Origin of the sequence: Pirellulimonas nuda, from assembly GCF_007750855.1 — a bacterium.
In the GTDB taxonomy this organism is placed as follows: domain Bacteria; phylum Planctomycetota; class Planctomycetia; order Pirellulales; family Lacipirellulaceae; genus Pirellulimonas; species Pirellulimonas nuda.
Genome location: NZ_CP036291.1, coordinates 5226268 through 5242724 on the forward strand (window position 1 = coordinate 5226268; position 16457 = coordinate 5242724).

20 protein-coding genes are annotated in these 16457 nt (G+C 66.9%); 5 read left to right on the top strand and 15 right to left on the bottom strand.

Annotated features, from left to right (window positions below):
• Window positions 1–87: 87 nt before the first annotated feature.
• Window positions 88–864: a class I SAM-dependent methyltransferase gene (locus Pla175_RS20360; RefSeq protein WP_145289769.1), complete on the top strand. Its 777-nt coding sequence runs from the start codon at window positions 88–90 to the stop codon at window positions 862–864.
• On the opposite strand, the gene Pla175_RS20365 is transcribed toward Pla175_RS20360, so the two are convergent.
• Entirely contained in the window at window positions 844–1755 is a 912-nt protein-coding gene (locus Pla175_RS20365) for a hypothetical protein (RefSeq protein WP_145289772.1), read from the bottom strand. The genes Pla175_RS20360 and Pla175_RS20365 overlap by 21 nt on opposite strands.
• Window positions 1756–1982: 227 nt before the next feature.
• Between Pla175_RS20365 and panB the strand changes: the two genes are divergently transcribed.
• From panB to Pla175_RS20385, 4 genes are all read left to right on the top strand, one after another.
• Window positions 1983–2780 (top strand): 3-methyl-2-oxobutanoate hydroxymethyltransferase, encoded by a 798-nt coding sequence (panB, locus tag Pla175_RS20370; RefSeq protein WP_145289775.1) that lies wholly within the window; start codon window positions 1983–1985, stop codon window positions 2778–2780.
• A gap of 766 nt (window positions 2781–3546) precedes the next feature.
• Window positions 3547–4542 carry a hypothetical protein gene (locus Pla175_RS20375; RefSeq protein ID WP_145289778.1) on the top strand — a complete coding sequence of 332 codons (996 nt, stop codon included), beginning with the start codon at window positions 3547–3549 and terminating at the stop codon, window positions 4540–4542.
• Between the two features lie 62 nt (window positions 4543–4604).
• A complete protein-coding gene (locus tag Pla175_RS20380) occupies window positions 4605–5162 on the top strand; it encodes a hypothetical protein (RefSeq protein ID WP_145289781.1) in 558 nt (185 codons plus the stop codon).
• Window positions 5163–5215: 53 nt separating this feature from the next.
• Complete coding sequence (locus Pla175_RS20385; protein WP_145289784.1) at window positions 5216–7072, top strand: chloride channel protein; 1857 nt, start codon at window positions 5216–5218, stop codon at window positions 7070–7072.
• A 50-nt stretch (window positions 7073–7122) separates the two neighbouring features.
• Here the strand turns inward: Pla175_RS20385 and Pla175_RS20390 are convergent, their stop codons facing one another.
• From Pla175_RS20390 to Pla175_RS20455, 14 genes are all read right to left on the bottom strand, one after another.
• The gene (locus tag Pla175_RS20390; RefSeq protein ID WP_145289788.1) at window positions 7123–7965 is read right to left on the bottom strand and encodes a hypothetical protein; all 843 of its coding nucleotides are present in this window, start codon (window positions 7963–7965) and stop codon (window positions 7123–7125) included.
• Between the two features lie 254 nt (window positions 7966–8219).
• Entirely contained in the window at window positions 8220–8582 is a 363-nt protein-coding gene (locus tag Pla175_RS20395) for an ArsR/SmtB family transcription factor (RefSeq protein ID WP_145289791.1), read from the bottom strand.
• A complete protein-coding gene (locus Pla175_RS20400; protein WP_145289794.1) occupies window positions 8563–9027 on the bottom strand; it encodes an SRPBCC family protein in 465 nt (154 codons plus the stop codon). Before Pla175_RS20400 ends, Pla175_RS20395 begins: the two co-directional genes overlap by 20 nt.
• A gap of 136 nt (window positions 9028–9163) precedes the next feature.
• Window positions 9164–9541 (bottom strand): hypothetical protein, encoded by a 378-nt coding sequence (locus Pla175_RS20405; protein WP_145289797.1) that lies wholly within the window; start codon window positions 9539–9541, stop codon window positions 9164–9166.
• Window positions 9542–9639: 98 nt separating this feature from the next.
• On the bottom strand, window positions 9640–10770 hold the full coding sequence (locus Pla175_RS20410; protein WP_145289801.1) for a DUF1559 domain-containing protein: 1131 nt from the start codon (window positions 10768–10770) through the stop codon (window positions 9640–9642).
• 250 nt (window positions 10771–11020) lie between these two features.
• On the bottom strand, window positions 11021–11428 hold the full coding sequence (locus Pla175_RS20415) for a YciI family protein (protein ID WP_145289804.1): 408 nt from the start codon (window positions 11426–11428) through the stop codon (window positions 11021–11023).
• 3 nt (window positions 11429–11431) lie between these two features.
• Window positions 11432–11818, bottom strand: a complete 387-nt coding sequence (locus tag Pla175_RS20420) for a YciI family protein (protein WP_145289807.1) — start codon at window positions 11816–11818, stop codon at window positions 11432–11434.
• 44 nt (window positions 11819–11862) lie between these two features.
• Window positions 11863–12591 (bottom strand): DUF899 domain-containing protein, encoded by a 729-nt coding sequence (locus Pla175_RS20425; protein WP_145289810.1) that lies wholly within the window; start codon window positions 12589–12591, stop codon window positions 11863–11865.
• A gap of 29 nt (window positions 12592–12620) precedes the next feature.
• Complete coding sequence (locus tag Pla175_RS20430) at window positions 12621–12905, bottom strand: hypothetical protein (protein WP_145289812.1); 285 nt, start codon at window positions 12903–12905, stop codon at window positions 12621–12623.
• Window positions 12906–12935: 30 nt separating this feature from the next.
• On the bottom strand, window positions 12936–13418 hold the full coding sequence (locus Pla175_RS20435; RefSeq protein WP_231953989.1) for a VOC family protein: 483 nt from the start codon (window positions 13416–13418) through the stop codon (window positions 12936–12938).
• Window positions 13419–13439: 21 nt separating this feature from the next.
• Window positions 13440–13916 carry a DUF1579 domain-containing protein gene (locus Pla175_RS20440; RefSeq protein ID WP_145289815.1) on the bottom strand — a complete coding sequence of 159 codons (477 nt, stop codon included), beginning with the start codon at window positions 13914–13916 and terminating at the stop codon, window positions 13440–13442.
• Between the two features lie 130 nt (window positions 13917–14046).
• The gene (locus Pla175_RS20445) at window positions 14047–14472 is read right to left on the bottom strand and encodes a VOC family protein (protein ID WP_145289817.1); all 426 of its coding nucleotides are present in this window, start codon (window positions 14470–14472) and stop codon (window positions 14047–14049) included.
• A 120-nt stretch (window positions 14473–14592) separates the two neighbouring features.
• On the bottom strand, window positions 14593–14985 hold the full coding sequence (locus Pla175_RS20450; RefSeq protein ID WP_145289820.1) for a YciI family protein: 393 nt from the start codon (window positions 14983–14985) through the stop codon (window positions 14593–14595).
• Between the two features lie 183 nt (window positions 14986–15168).
• Window positions 15169–16437 (bottom strand): RNA polymerase sigma factor, encoded by a 1269-nt coding sequence (locus Pla175_RS20455; RefSeq protein ID WP_145289823.1) that lies wholly within the window; start codon window positions 16435–16437, stop codon window positions 15169–15171.
• Window positions 16438–16457 lie beyond the last annotated feature (20 nt).

A 16457-nucleotide genomic window follows, 5' to 3' on the forward strand; every position in this document is an offset into this window, starting at 1 on the left:
TTTTTGTTGGCGTGCTCGGACGAACTCCGGCGGCTGACGCCGACGGCTCGCCTAGTGGCTAAGACCTAACGCCTAGCACCTTCACGCATGCCCCCACAGTGGCGACTCCCCCCTGGCGTGACGCGCGGCGCGTGGGACTACTTCCAGTCGCCGCAGGTCGCCGAGAAGTACGACGACTACTTCGCCGAGGAGCCCCTCTTCGCCTTCGATCAGCAGGTGCTCGCCGAGCAGTTCGCCCCGCCTGGCGTGGTCGCAGACCTGGGCTGCGGCACCGGGCGGGCGCTCGTGCCTCTGGTCCGTGCGGGCCACCGCGGGATCGCGGTCGACCTCTCGCCCCACATGCTGCGGGTGGTGCGAGAGAAGGCCGACCGCGAGCAGCTCGCGATTGAGTGTGTCGAAGCAAACCTTGTCGATCTCAACCCCATCGCCGACGCCGCCTGCGACTACGCGATGTGCCTCTACAACACGCTGGGCATGGTCCGCGGTCGGGCGAACCGACGCCAGGCGCTGGGCGAGTTCGCCCGCATCCTGCGGCCCGGCGGCCGGCTGGTGCTGCACGCCCACAACTGGTGGTTCAACCTCTACGACCCCGGCGGGCCCTGGTGGCTGTTGAAGAACACCCTGCAATCAGCGGTCTCACGCGACCTCGAACTCGGCGACAAGTACTACAGCTACCGCGGCGTGCAAAACTTCTTCCTCCACGTCTTCCGCTCAAGAGAAATAGCCGCCGACCTACGGTCGGCCGGCCTCACGATCACCAGACGCATCCCTCTAGACTCCCGCACCCGTGGCTCGCTCTCCCACCCATGGCTCGTGAGCGGCCTACGCGCCTACGGCTGGGTGCTAGTCTGCCGCCGGCCCTGACCGGCGGGGCTCCTCCCGGTCGTTGCCCCGGGCCGTATCGCCCGCGGCGTCGCCCCGTTCGGTGGTGCGTCCCCCACGGCGGGCGCCCCCGTCCTCAACCGGCGCCGGGGGGACCAACGTGATCTCTACCTTTTGCGCCGTCGCCATGTACGGCGGCCGGTCGTTCGGCGCCCTTTCGGTGACGCCCTCGATAGTAATCGTGTCCCCGATCCGCGCCGCCGCATGCGTCGTGAAGTCGGCCTTCACCGTCGCGTCCTCGGCAATCTCGCCGCGCACCTTGCCATCCTCGCCCGCGTCGACCGTAAACCGTCCACGACGGATGCTCGTAAGCACCCCCATCACCGTCACGCGCCGGGTCTGGGCGGCTTCTCGGGCCGCTGTGGCAGAGCGGGTCGTCGAACGTCGCACCGGCCGCTCCGGCTCCACCGCTTCCTCCTGTTCAACCCCTTCGCCTTCTTCCCCTTCCGCGACTTCTTCCAGCATGGGCTGGAAGCCCTCGCGGGGTTGGAAGATCGTCAGCTCGGTCACCGGCTCTTCGACCACGCCGCGGGCGTTTACCGACGCCTCGAACCGCACGGCCGAACGCGGCTTCAGCAACTCGACTCCGCCCTCGCCAGCAACCTTGACCGCGGTGTTCTCCCTCAGCATCACCTGCCAAGGCTCGCCCGCATCGGTGATGACGTTGATCTGCCGAGCATTCATCGAATGGATCCGCCCGCTCGCCTGCCACTTCTCGGGCCGGGGCCGTTCGCGTCGGTCGGCGCCCATGGGTCGCTCGACCCCGAACTGCTGCTCCGCCGCCCGCTTTGCCGCCATCGCCGCCGCGGACTGGGCCCCGCAGTAGTCCCCCGCACAAACGAACGACGCCAGAACCGCCAATCGAATAAGCATTTGAACGCCCTCGGACGCGAAGCCAACCAAACCGGACAACCTAAGCCTAGCCTTCGCCTGCCCTCAAAGCCAGCAAAGAGAGACGCCGCCAACCGCGTCCAGACCCCCAAACCCGGACGAAAACGCCCCCCGCCGGGGCGACCGGCCGCGGTTGGCGTCTTGGCGGTTCCCCTTTGTTCTAGGTACGCTGAAGCGCTCCCAACCAGTTCTCCGGCAGCCCGCACGTCATGGCCAAACCTTCCCGCATCACCGTCCCCCGCTTCCGCGCCATGAAGCGCGAGGGGCAGAAGATCACGATGCTCACGGCCTACGACTACCCCACCGCCCGGCTGGTGGACGCCGCCGGCATCGAGGCGATCCTGGTCGGCGACAGCCTGTCGATGGTGGTCCAGGGGAACGAGAACACGCTCCCCGTGTCGATGGACGAGATGATCTACCACGCAGAGATGGTCGGCCGGGCGGTCGACCACGCGTTGGTGGTGGTCGACATGCCCTTCCCCAGCTACCACCTGGGCGCCCACCGCGCCATCGAGAACGCGGGCCGGATCCTCAAGGAAACCCGCTGCCAGGCCGTCAAGCTGGAGGGGGGCGCCGAGCAGGCCGGCGTTATCTCGTCGCTCACCGCCGCGGGGATCCCGGTCATGGCCCACGTAGGGCTGCGGCCGCAGAGCGTCCACCAGCTCGGCGGCTACCGTGTGCAGCGCGACCGCCGCGGTCTGCTGGCGGACGCCCAGAGCGCCGAGGCGGCGGGCGCCTTCGCGGTGGTGCTGGAGTGCATCCCCAACGACATCGCGGACGCCATCACCAAGAAGCTCACGATCCCCACCATCGGCATCGGCGCCGGCCCCAAGTGCGACGGCCAGGTGCTGGTGCTGCACGACGTGCTCGGCCTGTCGACCGGCTACATGCCCCGCTTCGTCAAGGCGTACGCCGACATGCGCGGCGAGGTGGGCCGGGCCGTGGCCGCGTTCCGCGACGAGGTCCGCGAAGGGCAGTTTCCGCTGCCAGAGCATGGCTACGAGTAGCGGACGCCCCGCGGGACAGTCCCGCAGAGTTTTGTCCCAATGTCCGGTCCCTGGCCGGGCGCAAAATCGGACAAAACCCACCCCCGGCGCCAAAAACCCGCGGTTTTGGGCGGTTCGACTGGCTCGGGTGGGCGTTTGCATAGGAGATCGCCGGGGTTCTGTCCCCCCTGAGTGGACACAAAGAAGCTCCAACGGACACCAGAGGGACAAAAGTGTGCGCACGTTTCTGCGTGACGGACCCCACATTATCGCGTGAAAGAGAGGCCTTGCGAGGCAAAAATTTAGCCACGCAGCGATCGACTTCTCCCGCCGACGGCCAAATGAAGCAGTTTGTAGGGTGCGATGAAGCCGAAGGCGGAATCGCACCTCGGCCCGCCAATTCAGAAGGCCTTCTCGCGCTCGCCCCCCTTTGAGCAGCCGACATGCTTTCCCAAGAAGTCTGCGAGAAAGCCGCAAGCGATGTAGCAATCCTCCTCCAGGGGCGAGCACCCTCGCGTCGGGGGGCGTGACGGTGCGATTCCGCTGCGCTTCATCGCGCCCTACAGGGCTGGTATTCCCCCTGCGGCGTCTCAAACCTCGCTGCCTTCCGCGGCGGAGACGGGGGCCAAGGTTGGGCGCCCGACTTGGTTGCAAGGACCAATCCGGCTGGGTCAAATAGTCTCTCGCCCGCAGCGATCCTTGCCTCGTCAAGGAACCGGCGGACTTCTCCTGTCCGGGTCCGGTTGCGCTGCGACCGGCGTCTCGTTCGTCACCTGCGGGGGAACCCATGATGAAACACGTCGTGACCATCGGTTTGATCGTGCTTGGGGGCGCGAGCGGCGTGTTCGGGGCCGGAGAGACGGAGCACTCGTCCGGCAACACCGACGTCCGAACGCCGGCCGTCCGTCGGGCGATCTACGCCCGCCACGCCGCGGGCTTCAGCCAGCCCGGCATCGACCTGCCAGCGGGCGGAATCACCAAGGGCCGGATCGCGATCGACAGCGACGGCAACGTCTTTGCCTCGGACGACCTGGGCGCCATCCCGTTTGGCGTGGGCATCCTTTGGAAGAAGAACCTGTTGGGTAAGGTTGTGCATGTCGGTTTCAACAACAACCCAAACCCGGACCGCTGGGCCAACGCCGCTAAGGACCAACCGGGGCTGAAGCAGGACGAGGAGTTCGCGGCGATTATCGCCGGCACGGTCGATCGGTTCGGCCTCAAGCCGGAGTCGGTGTTCAACTACGCCAACGCGGCCGATGTTTCCAAAGCGACCCAGAACCTGGTGAAGGAGATCAACGCCAGCAGCGCCGACGACCCGCTGTACATCGTCGAGGCCGGCGCGATGAAACACCTCTACGACGCCCTGGCTGCATCGGACGCGAGCCGGCGACCCTTTGTCACGGTGGTCAGCCACTCGGGCTGGAACGACATCGAGTGTCACGACAGCGCGCAGAACGAGAACATCGTCGACATCCTTCGGGACTTCCCGAACGTCAAGTTCGATCACATCGCAGACCAGAACCGGGGGCTGCGTGCGCGGGGCGCCGCGGGCTGGGACGCCATCGCCTGGATGAAGGATTCCGCCGACCCCAGGGTCCGCTGGCTGCACACGTGCGCCCAGAAAGGGGACCCGAATCGTTGGGGGTTCCTCAACCTGGGGACGGAAGTCGATATCTCCGACGCGGGGATGTACTACTACTTGTCGACCGGCCGCGAGGACGCAGACCTCGACGACCTGAAGGAGCTTTTTTCTGCGGCAGAGCCCGGGCCGGCCGGCCGCTAAAGCGAGGACGGCAGCATCGATGTGGGCGCCACGGGCTGCGTTGCACATTCCCCCCACCACCCGTGCCCCCAATGGAAGGCGACCGGTCAGGCGCCACGACGATGCTGAGCCGCACGGCAACAAAGCGATGGGCGTGGGCCGGCCGCACCTTCGTGGGGGCGGTTTGGGCGGTCGCGGCGGTGTGTGCGATCGGGTATCTGCTCGGGGGCCCCGGCTGGACGCCGATCGATTCCGCGGCGTCCCCCGATGGCGGCACAACCGCCGTGGTCTCGCAGAATTGGTCGTTCATCGACCGCAACCTCCGCGTAACCCTCCAACGACGCGGCGAGGGCGCCGAGCGGGTTGTGTTCACCTCGCCCGACGAGGGGGCGCCCGACGAGGGAGCGCGGGGCGAGACCGAGCGGCTGCACTGGTCGCCGGACGGCGATTTCCTGCTGCTGACCGGCGAGCACTTCTTCGTGGAAGCAGACGCCCCCAGGGACGGCGACGCGGCGCTGTACTGGCTCTACGCGGCGGACACGGGTGAGATGTGGTGCAATTCCCCGCAGACCAGCCTGCCGCGGTTTTCGTTGAGCGACGCCCAGTCGAAGGGGCTCGATTTCGTGCGGGGGGCGCCGTAGCTTCGTACAGTGAAAAAGACGAGCGACACGCACCCAACTGACGCAGAATCCGCATGGACGAAAGACGCGAAGCCGAATCGGCGTCGGTCGATGGATTGACCCTGGCCCCGTCGCTGGACCAAGTGGTCTCCGCGGCCCAGGTCCCTGCGCAGCACTCGGTGATCGACGGGCGCACCCTGCAGATGTGCGCCGTGGCGGTGTTGTTGGGCGCCGTCGCGGCGTTTGTCGCCCAGGCGCTGCTGATGCTGATCGCGTTGACTACCAACCTGGCGTTCTTCGGCCGGCTTTCGGTCGGCCACGCGAGCCCGGCAGACGCGGTCCCCGCGCTGGGCTGGTGGGTCGTGCCGATCCCGGTGGTCGGGGCGCTGGTGATCGGCCTGATGGCCCGCTACGGGTCGAAGGCCATCCGCGGGCACGGCATCCCGGAAGCCATGGAGCAGGTGCTGACCAATCAGAGCCGCATCCCGGCGCGGGTGACCTTCCTCAAGCCGGTGTCGTCGGCGATCTCGATCGGCACCGGCGGGCCGTTCGGCGCCGAGGGGCCGATCATCGCGACCGGGGGCGCCTTGGGCTCGTTGATCGGGCAGCTGATCAAGACGACGGGCGCCGAACGCAAGACGCTGCTCGCCGCGGGCGCCGCCGCGGGCATGGCCGCCACGTTCGGCAGCCCGGTGTCCGCGGTGCTGCTGGCGATCGAGCTGCTGCTGTTCGAGTACCGCCCGCGTTCGATCATCCCGGTGGCCCTGGCCTGCGTGACCGCGGCCGGCATCCGCATGGGCTTCGAGGGGACCGAGCCGGTGTTCGCGATGACCGACTTGGCGCAGCCCCCTACAACGGCGCTCGCCGCGTACATCCTGCTGGGCGGGGTGATGGGCCTCTTCGCCGTGCTGGTGACCCGCGCGGTGTACGCGATCGAGGACGGGTTCGAGCGGCTGCCGATCCACTGGATGTGGTGGCCGGCGATCGGCGCGGTGGCGGTCGGCGTGGTCGGACGCTTCGCCCCAGACACCCTGGGGGTGGGCTACTACAACATTAGCGCCATCCTATCGGACGGACTCACGCTGCCGGCCGTCGTGTTCCTGTGCGGGATGAAGTTCGTTTCCTGGTCGATCGCGTTGGGCAGCGGCACCTCGGGGGGGACCCTGGCGCCGCTGTTCACCATCGGCGGCGGGCTGGGGGCCGTGATGGGCGCGGGGCTGGTTGCGTTGGCGCCCGGCCTGGGCGTCGACGTGCGTATCGCGGCGCTGGTGGGCATGGCGTCGATCTTTGCGGGGGCGTCGCGGGCCATGCTGGCCTCGGCGGTGTTCGCGTTCGAGACCACGCTGCAGCCGTTCGGGCTGCTGCCGCTATTGGGGTCGTGCTCCGCCGCCTACCTGGTGTCGTGCCTGTTGATGCGTAACTCGATCATGACGGAGAAGATCTCGCGCCGCGGCGTGCACACCCCGGCGGAATACGTGGCCGATCCGCTGGCCCAGGAGCTGGTGCGGGACATCGCCACCGGTGCGGTGGACACGCTGCTGGGGAGCCAAACGGTCGCCCAAGCGCAGGCGACTTTTACAGCGAGCGACGGCGGTCGCCAGGGATACCCCGTCGTCAACGAGGCGGGGGGCCTGATCGGCGTGCTCACCCGCCGAGACCTGCTGACGCCGACGCTCGACGGGAATCTACCCCTGGCCGAGCTGATCCGCACGCCGCCAAAGTTTGTCTACGACGACTGCACGGTCCGGCAGGCCGCCGACCACATGGTCAACCACAACATCGGCCGGCTGCCGGTGATGACGCGCGCCACGCCGCCGCGGCTGGTGGGGATGGTCACCCGCAGCGACATCCTTTCAGGGTACCGACGGCGGCTGAGCGAAGGCTCGATGGAAGACCCATCGATCCGCTTGTTTAAGCGACGCAGAAAGTAGCGTTGCAGCGTGCGGCGAGGGGCGCCGAGGCGTCCCAGCGGCGCGGCACGCTACTTCTCGGCTTTTTCGTGCTTCGCCTTCAGCTTGCCCGACGCGTCGATCCCCATCAGGTGCCCCATCGCGGCGCCGGCGATCTTGGGGACGATCATGACCTGCGGGAAGAACAGCCCGGCTTGACCGCCGATCTCCGAGCCGATCTGGGGGTAGAGCACCTCGCGGGCCTCGGTCTGTTCCTCGAGCGCGCCGTTACGGTCGACGTAGTCGAAGACCGCGATCTTGCTCTTGGTCTCGTGCTGCAGCCCCACCACCGGCAGGCTCTGGGCCGTGGCGTACAGGCCCGGGCGGTCGCGGCTGTGCACGTCTTCGGCGTAGGCCGCCTGCTCCATCCCCAGGGCGGGGATGTCCGAGTAGAGGTGGATGGTGTCGGTGTACGGGTTGTACCAGTCGCTGCCAAACAACCGACCGGGGACAAGCGTGTAGCCCAGCGTGTAAACGCCGCCAACGGTGTAGCGCCAGCCGGCGCCGACCTTCTCGTTCTCTCGCAGCCGGCGCCACTCGCCGAGCGGGTCGTACTGGTTCACGCGCACCTTGACGCCGGTAAGTTCCTTCTCGGCGAGGTAGTCGACCACTTTCTCCTGGGTGGCCTCCGAGACGTCGTGGTTCTCTGCGCGGCGGTCCCACAGCAGCAGCTTCGAAGGGATCCCCATCACCCAGCCCACGCCGTCGACGATGGGGCGCGGCTTGCCCCGCTCGACCTCGATGTAGTTGGTGGTCCCGACGTCGTCGATGACTTCGACGCCTTCGACGCCTTCGACGATTTCTTCAACCTCTTGGCCACAGAGCCCCGGCGCGTAAGCAAGCGCCAACACCAAGCAAACGAACCAACGATGCATGACGATTCCTCCAGTGGGATCGACGGGCCATACCGGACCGCGGCAGCGCGGACCGATCGCCCGTGGGCCTGCCATCCCAGACCCTTCGTATCGGCGGGTATTAACGGCAGGCTTGACCTTGCCGCAAGCCCAAGGGGGCGCCCCGGGGGAGGTAGGCAATCTGAGCAAACCCCCGAAGGGCCCGCCTGCGGCGCCTCGCAGGTCCGTTGATGGCGCCGCCAGCGTGGGTCGCCCGCAAGTGAGGCCGGCGGGCGCTAGGCGCCCGCTTCCTTCTGCTCGACGTGGGCCTTCAGGCGGCCTAGGGCGTCGTCCCATTGGCGGCCGATGTCGGCGAGCGCGTCGCGCGCCTCGTCGAGGGGCTTGGGCTCGAGATGGAACAGGGTCTCGCGCCCCCGGCGAGCGCTACGCACCAGCCCAGCCGACTGCAGCACGCGCAGATGTTTGGCCGTGGCCTGCCGAGTGACAGCGGTGGCCTCGGTGAGCTGTGAGATGGACAGCGGGGCGTCTTCGCCGAGCCGCACGAGCAGCGTCAGCCGCGTTGGGTCTCCCAACGCGGCGAACAGCGGCGCGTTGCGACGCAGCCGCCGCGAGGCGGCGCTACGGGTTGCTGTGGACATGCCGCTCGATGTTGTTCATCTGCGCGGCCCAGCCGCCGTCGTTCATGCGGAACGCCTCGTCACGCCGGTGGGCGGGGATGCCGTCGAAGCCCGACTCGGTGACGCGGAGAAGCGTCCCCGTTTCGTTCGGCGTCAGGGTGAACTCGACCAGCGTGCGAGGTTCGGCGGCATAGTCGACCTCAGGGTCGATCGCGTAGGGCCGCCAGCGGAATGAGAACGTGTGCTCGGGGGTCATCTGTTCCACGATGGCCTCGAACACCACGTGCTCGTACCCCGGGTAGGTGATTTGCCCGCGTACGGTTTGGCCGGTCACGAAAGGGGACTCCAAATTTGCGCGGAACCACTCGCCGAACTCGCGGTGATCGGTCAACGCCCGCCACACACGGGAGACCGGTGCGGCGATCTCGATCTGTTTTTCGATACGGTCTGGGGTCGATCCACTCATTGCTGGACTCCTGAGGCGGGCAGAATTTATGCAACCATTTGGTTGCATAATAACCGGGGCGACAGGCCGGTCAAGATCCAGCAAGAAAAGTCGGCCCCGGGGCGATAGTCTGCGCCTGCGAGCGAGACCCCACGGTCTAGTTCAGCGACACCTCGTACGTCCCGGCCTGCTTGATCTCCAGCCGGCGGTCGAGCGCGCCAGTTCGATAGGCTTCGGGGATCGCCTTCAGGTCGGCCGGCTGTTTGCCTCGGTCGACGTAATACGTGTAGGTGCCGGGCACGACGCTCGCGACCAGTTGGCCGTTCACCACGTCGCCGACCGCTTGCCCCCCGCCGACCAGCGGTTGGAGCGTCATCGCCACGTTTTTCACCGGTTGCCCCTTCGCGGTCACTTTGATTGTTACTTGTACCGGGTCCGAAGTGGGGGTAATCGCCGCGCCACACCCCGAAGTAACTATCATCGTCAGCGCCGCCGCCGCACAGTGGAGCGGGCTAGCAACAATGACTTTCTGCATCTTTCTATCCTATGGAGTACCAAGACATCGCTGCGGCTCGTGGCAGGTGACGGCCGCAGCGATGATTCCTTGAGATGTTAAAGATCGCTAGTTTGCGTCTAGATCTCTTCGCTGATGACCACGCCGTCTTGCGAGCCGGCCATTGCCTTCAGAGGCGCCCAGTTGATCGCCTCTTGCAGAAACCGCACCGAGCCATCGGTCATCACGCAGTTCACACCGCCGGCGTGGAAGCTGAACGGCTCGTCGTTCGGACCGCAGTTGTTCTGCTGCCACTTGCAGGCTTCGGGTCCGCCGAAGGGCGAAGCGTTCTGATTGACGGCCAGCAGCCGCGAACCGAGCGAGTTGCTGGGGCCCGACAGACCGTTCGTGCCCGAATCGGGATCGGCCCACGCGTACATCCGCCGGCCGCCGCTCGCACCGCCCGTCCACTGCACCGTATTGTCGGACATCGCGGCAGGACGGGTCGACAGCGTGGCGAACTCGCCGGCATCGGGGTGCGAACGGCCCGCGTCTTCAATGCATAGGATCGTGTGCGACGTGCCATCGGTGATGTTCTTGAAGCCCCAGTTGCTCTTGCACGCCAGCGCTCCCTGACGGGTCATTGCGAGTCGTCGCGCCGAGTCGGTGGGGCGAGTTCCGGCGGCGGCGCCTTCCTCTTCCACGTCGGTTACCGAGATGAACATGTAGTCCCACACGCCAAACCCATCGGGCGCGCGCTGCTCGGGACTTACCGGCGTCGTGGGGCAAACAAACGACGGGATCTGCGTCTTCGCGGCCTGCACGGTGTTGGGGTACTTCGGATCGTGATAAACGGCGCCGCGCGAGTCTGGATGCGTAACGCTCATGTTGTAACTCGCCGCCGACATCGTCGCGGCGGTAAGGGTGTTGTCCATCAGGTCGTAGACCTGCTGCTCTTCGATGTAGGGAAGCAGCAGGGTGGGCGTCGACTGCGTCATGTACACCGTGCTCGCCCCTCCCGTGCTGTCGCACTGGCCCGGATGCGGCAGCTTGTTGGTCGCGCTGGCGTAGTTCTGCGCCGCGAGACCAAGCTGCTTCATGTTGTTTGTACACTGCGATCGCCGCGCCGCTTCGCGGGCGGCCTGCACGGCCGGGAGCAGCAGCGCCACCAAGATCCCGATGATCGCGATCACTACCAGCAGCTCGACTAGCGTGAAGCCCGCGGAATCTTTCCGCGATCGACTCGGCCCACGCTCCCTTTGCATGTTCATGTTTTTTCCCTTGCGGCCCCCGGCTTCTGCCGGCGGCGGGTTGCCAGCAATCGAACCACTCGATCGCTCATGCGGGAAATGCTAGCGACGGTCGATGAAGAAAATGTGAAGAAGGGTGCGGCGGGGCGCAGGAAGTCAAGAGGCCTGCTCTTTGGGCCCGGAATGGGCCCAGCCGGGTTCTCCGTCGATCGGAAACCCCTGCCCTCCGCTCGGGGCGCGGGCGGGGGAAAGCCGAATCGCTAAGGGAAAATCAGCGTGAAAGACGCTCCTCTTGTTCACGCAGCTCGGGCGTAAACGCCTCGCCAAAGTCTTCCGGCTCGAACACCGGGCGGATCTCGATCTCCGAGTCTTCGAGCATCGGGTTCGGGCAACGCTTGACCCACGCGATCGCGTCGTCCATCGAGTCAACCTTCCACATCCAGAAGCCGGCGACCAGTTCCTTGGTCTCGGCGAACGGGCCGTCAACGACCGTGCGGCCCGCGCCGGAGAAGCGGACGCGGACCCCCTTGCTGCTGGGGTGCAGCCCCTCGCCCGCGAGCATCACCCCCGCGTCGACCAGTTGCTGGTTGAACGCGCCCATCTCGGCCAACAGCGTCTCAGAGGGCATCACGCCCGCCTCGGAGCTGGGGGAGGCTTTTACCATGACCATAACCTTCATCGCTCACGCTCCTTGGGACTGCGTTTGTGGGGCGGCGAGCTCCGGCAGGTTGGGGAGCTCAAAGATGGGGCGGACCTCGACCGTACCCTTGGTGGCCGGCGGCAGGCGCGCGGCAATGGCGATCGCTTCGTCGAGGTTCGCGACATCGATGATGTAATAGCCGCCGAGCTGCTCGGTGGTCTCCGCGAACGGCCCGTCGGTCACCATCCGCTTGCCGCTGCGGACGCGGACGCTGGTGGCCGTTGCTACCGGGTGGAGAGGCGAAGAAGCGATCCACTGGCCACGGGCGGCCAGCTCGTGACAGATGGCGGTCGACTCCTCCATGCAGGCGGAGCGCTCTTCGGGGGTGTAGCAGTCTTCGGAGCTGTAGATTAGCAGCATGTACTTCATGGGAAGATTCCTTGTTGCGCTGAGTGGGAATGTCCAGGGGAGGCCTACCCGTAGGTCGGCCGCTGGGGCCAGCCGGACGGGGAGTCCTCGAAGTCTTCCTGCCGGCCGTAGGGGGTGATGTCGAGCAGTCGGTACGCGTCGGTGAGGCTTTCCACGCCGCGGGCGTACGCCGAGTAGGTATGGTAGACGTTGTCGTCGAGCCGGAAGAAGACGCTGATGCCGTGGGTCTCGCCCTTCTGGAAATAGGGCTCGGCGTCTTTGCGCGACTCCATCTCGTCTGGCTCGCGGTAGTTGTGCCGCAGCGGCACGACGGCCGGGTCGAGCGTGACGTGAAAGTCGTAGTTGAAGTCGCCGCCAAACGAGGAGTACCACGGCAAGTTCCAGCCGCGTTCTGCCTTGTACTTCTCGAGCTTGGCGAGCGGGGCCCGCGAGATGAGCACGTAGGTGGTGTTGCGGTCGGCCAGCATCGAGAGGTCGCCCAACGCGTCCACCATGCCCGTGCAGCCCGAGCACCCCTGCTCCCAATCGGGGTCGAACATGAAGTGGTAGACGATCAACTGCCGGCGGCCCTCGAACAGGTCGAGCATCGGCACACGCCCCGCCGGGCCGTCGAACTCGTACGCCTTCTCTAGCTTGACCATGGGCAACCGCCGCCGCGCGGCGTTGACGCGGTCGTACTGGGCGGTCAGCTCCTTCTCCTGAGCCAGCAGCCCCTTGCGTTGGGCCAGCCAGGCCTCTCTCGATTCGACCGGTGGATGGGGCACAGTGTTCATGGAAGACCTCTCCACAATGGACGGGGGAATCAGGCTCTTGGAGCTCGCCGCGCAGTCAATCGCAGCAAACCCCGCGCCGCCGCGTAGGACAGCAGCGCTGCGCACATCAACACGAGACCTGCGTGCAGGCAGCCGGCGACCGTCGCCGACAGCCCCACGCCGGTCGCCAGCGCTACGTACGCGGCAAGGCACAGCGGGCACTTGGGGGTCGCGGCTAGCAGTACGCTCGGCACGACCCAAACGGCGGCTTCGGCGACGGGGCGGCGCCGACGGCCAGCCGGCCGACTGGTGCGACAACAACACGGCTTGCTCATTGCGGAGGCTCCTGGGGGGGACGCGCCGGTCTAGGGGCCGTCGTACGCCTGCTGAAGCGCGGCGATGTCAAGCTTCTGCATCGACATCATCGCCTGCATCGCCCGGCCGCTCTTGGCGGGGTCGGGGTCGGCCAGCATCTCCGGAAGCACGGCCGGCACCACCTGCCACGACACGCCGTACTTGTCGGTCAGCCAGCCGCACATGCTCGGCTCGCCGCCGTCGGCGGTCAGGCGATCCCAGAAGTAGTCAACCTCCTCCTGCGTCTTGCAATCGATCGAGAACGAGACCGCCATCGTAAACTCGCAAGGGGGCCCTCCGTTGATGATCAGCATCTGCTGGCCGTCGAGCTCGAACGCGGACACCAGCACCGTCCCTTTGGGCCAGGGCCCGGCATCGCCGCAGCGGCTGACGCGGTGCACCTTCGAGTTTTTAAAGGTGGCGACATAGAAGTTGGTCGCCTCTTCTGCCTTGCCGTCGATGATTAGGCAGGGGGTGATCCTTGGGATACTCATCGCACGACTCCGGGTAGAGGATCACTTGATCCGGCGGTGATGGCCTTCCATGAACCGATTCCACTGGCCATCGTCGCCGCGCATCTGCGACCACAAGAGCCAGTGGTCGTCGCCGACGAACTCGACCACGTCCTGGTAGGTCGCGACACAGACGCCGTCGAAGCCCGGCCCCTGGGTGTCCAGCACCAGCTTGGCGCCCGAGGCGTCGACCGCGCCCGAGTAGACGAACATGTGGGTCATCATCGAACCGACAAACGTGCCCACGTACTTGCCGACGACCGGGTCGTAGCCAAGGGTCATCTGCGTCGACCAGGCGCCCGACTCGGGGTCTTCCCCGGCGCCGTCGGCGATCAGCCACAGCCCGCCGAGCGACCGGCAGGTGAGGCGGCCTTCGGACCGGTGGCTCGACCCGTCCGGCATCTGGCACGAAGCGGACGTGGTCCACTCACCGACCAAGCGGTCGAGCCAAGCGTGTTCTTGTTGGGGCTTTGCGAACATGAGAATCCTTTTTCAAGATGATGTGTTGAGCCGAAAGCGTCGGCGCCCGGAGGCGCCTCCGCGTCCAACCTCCGGTCGCCGACGCTTCCGGCTCACGTCGCGATCGGGGGACCAAGTTCTTCGCAACAATCTAGCAGCCGGCCTCGCCCTGGGTGATCACCATCCACGACACGCCGAAGCGGTCGGCGACCATGCCGAACATGGGGGAGTAGAAGGTCGGCGTCAGCGGCATCTGCACCTCCCCACCTTCGGCCAACGCGCCGAACAACCGCTGGGCCGTCGCTACGTCGGGCACGGCGAGCGAGAGCGACACGCCCCGGAAATTGGGCTGGCCCGAGGCCATGCCGTCGGAGGCCATGATCTGCGAATCGCCGATCTTGAAGCTGGCGTGCATCACCATCTCCGGGTCGATGTTGCCGCCGTCCGGGCACATCTGCGGGTCGGGGTTCTCCTTGTAGCGCATCAGCATCTCGACCTCGGCGCCCAGGGCCGTGCGGTAAAACTCGATCGCTTCTTCGCAGCAGCCTTCGAAGAACAAGTAGGGTTGAACGATCATCAGAATCTCCTTGAAAGGTGTCTGGCCCGCCGCGGCGGGCCGGCAAGTAGGTTTGCGAAAACGTAGGCCGAAACAAGTCCGCCGCAGGCGGGCGCGGTTCCGGCCTACGGCTCCTCCGGTCTACGTTTTTTTCAGTGCGGCATCGCGTGCGGCGATCAGCGCGTTGATGGCTTCGTCGGCCGGGCGGATCTCGAACGGTCCGAACCGCACGCCCGGGTGTTTGGACATCAAGGCGATGGCGTGGTTCAGGTCGTTGGCCTCGAGGATCAAGATGCCGCCGAGCTGCTCCTTGGTCTCCGCGTAGGGGCCGTCGGTCACCGCGACCCGGTCGCCCGCCATCCGCAGCGTGACCCCCTGGTCGGCGCCCTGCAGGGCCTCCCCACCGGCGAAGTGCCCGCCGCGACGCAGCTCGTCGTCGTAGTCAAAGCACTCCTGCATCGCGGCGTTCATTTCTTCTGGCGAGAGCGATTCGAAAACAGACGGGTCTGCGTACCCCAGGCAGATGAACTTCATCGCTATTTCCCTTGGTTTGGCGGGCGCACTGTCGATGCCTTCACCCACTAGTCGATTGGCCAGCCGCCAGATCGACACCCGATTGAAAAGTTTCTCAGAATTCTGGCCGGTGGGCCCCTGCCGGGCGAGCGGGAGCGAAAAGCCAGCGGTTTTGGTGCGGCTGGCGCGGTCCGCGGCGGCGGATCACTGCAGCTCTTCGATGCGCTTTTCTAGGAACCGGCGTTCGGGCGCCTGCTTGGCCAGCCCCAGCGCCCGCCGGTACGCCTCGCGTGCTTCGGCGGTGCGGCCGAGCCGGCGGCAAAAGTCGGCACGCGCCGCGTGGGCCAGGTGGAAGTCGGCCAGCTCCCCACGGGCGACGATCGCGTCGACCAGCGCCAGCCCCGCCTCGGGGCCGTCGCGCATCGCCACCGCAACGGCGCGATTGAGCTCGACGATCGGAGAAGGCTCCGCGTCCAGCAGCACGTCGTACAGCGCCGCGATCTGCGCCCAATCGGTCTGAGCGGCCGTGGGGGCGCCGGCGTGCACCGCGGCGATCGCTGCCTGCAGCGTGTAGACGCCGAACCGGCGCGAAGCAAGCGACCGCCGGACCAGCCCGGCCCCCTCGTCGATCTGCGGGCGTTTCCACAGCGTGCGGTCTTGGTCTTCCAGCAAGATGAGGTCCCCCCCGGGGGTGGCTCGGGCGTCGCGGCGGGCGTCGTGCAGCAGCATCAGCGCTAGCAGCCCCTCGACCTCGGGGTCGGGCAGCAACGCGGCCAGCAGCCGACAAAGGCGGATCGCCTCGCCGGAGAGCTCTTGACGGATCGCCGCGTCCCCCCCCGAGGCCGAGTAGCCCTCGTTGAAGACCAGGTAGATGACCGCCAGAACCGAGTCGAGCCGTTCGGGCGCCTCGTCGAGCGACGGCACCTCGTACGGGATCCGCGTGTCGCGGATCTTTGCCTTGCCGCGGACGATGCGCTGGGCGATGGTCGGCGGCGGCACGAGGAAGGCGGCCGCCACCTCTTCGGTCGTCAGGCCGCACACCTCGCGCAGCGTCAGGGCGATCTGCGTCTGGGGCGCAAGCGCCGGGTGACAACACGTGAAGATCAACCGCAACTGGTCGTCGGGCAGCGCCGGGTCGTCCGGTGGGGGCTCGCTCAGCGTGGCGGTCGGGCGTTGTTCCGCGATCGCGGCGACCGACTTATCGAACCGCGCGCGGCGGCGCACGGCGTCGATCGACTTGAAGCGGCCGGTCGACACCAGCCACGCCCGCGGGTTGGCCGGCACGCCGTCGGTGGGCCAGCGCTCGACCGCGGCGGCGAACGCCTCGTGCAGCGCCTCTTCCGCTTGGTCGAAGCCCCCCAGCAGCCGCACCAGCGACGCGAACACCCGCCGCGATTCGTCGCGATAGAGCGCGTCGATCTTCTCGCGGATCGCGGCCTGCTGGCGGCTCGCGGCGTCGGGTTGCTGGATCATGGGCGGCGGCCTGCGGGGGT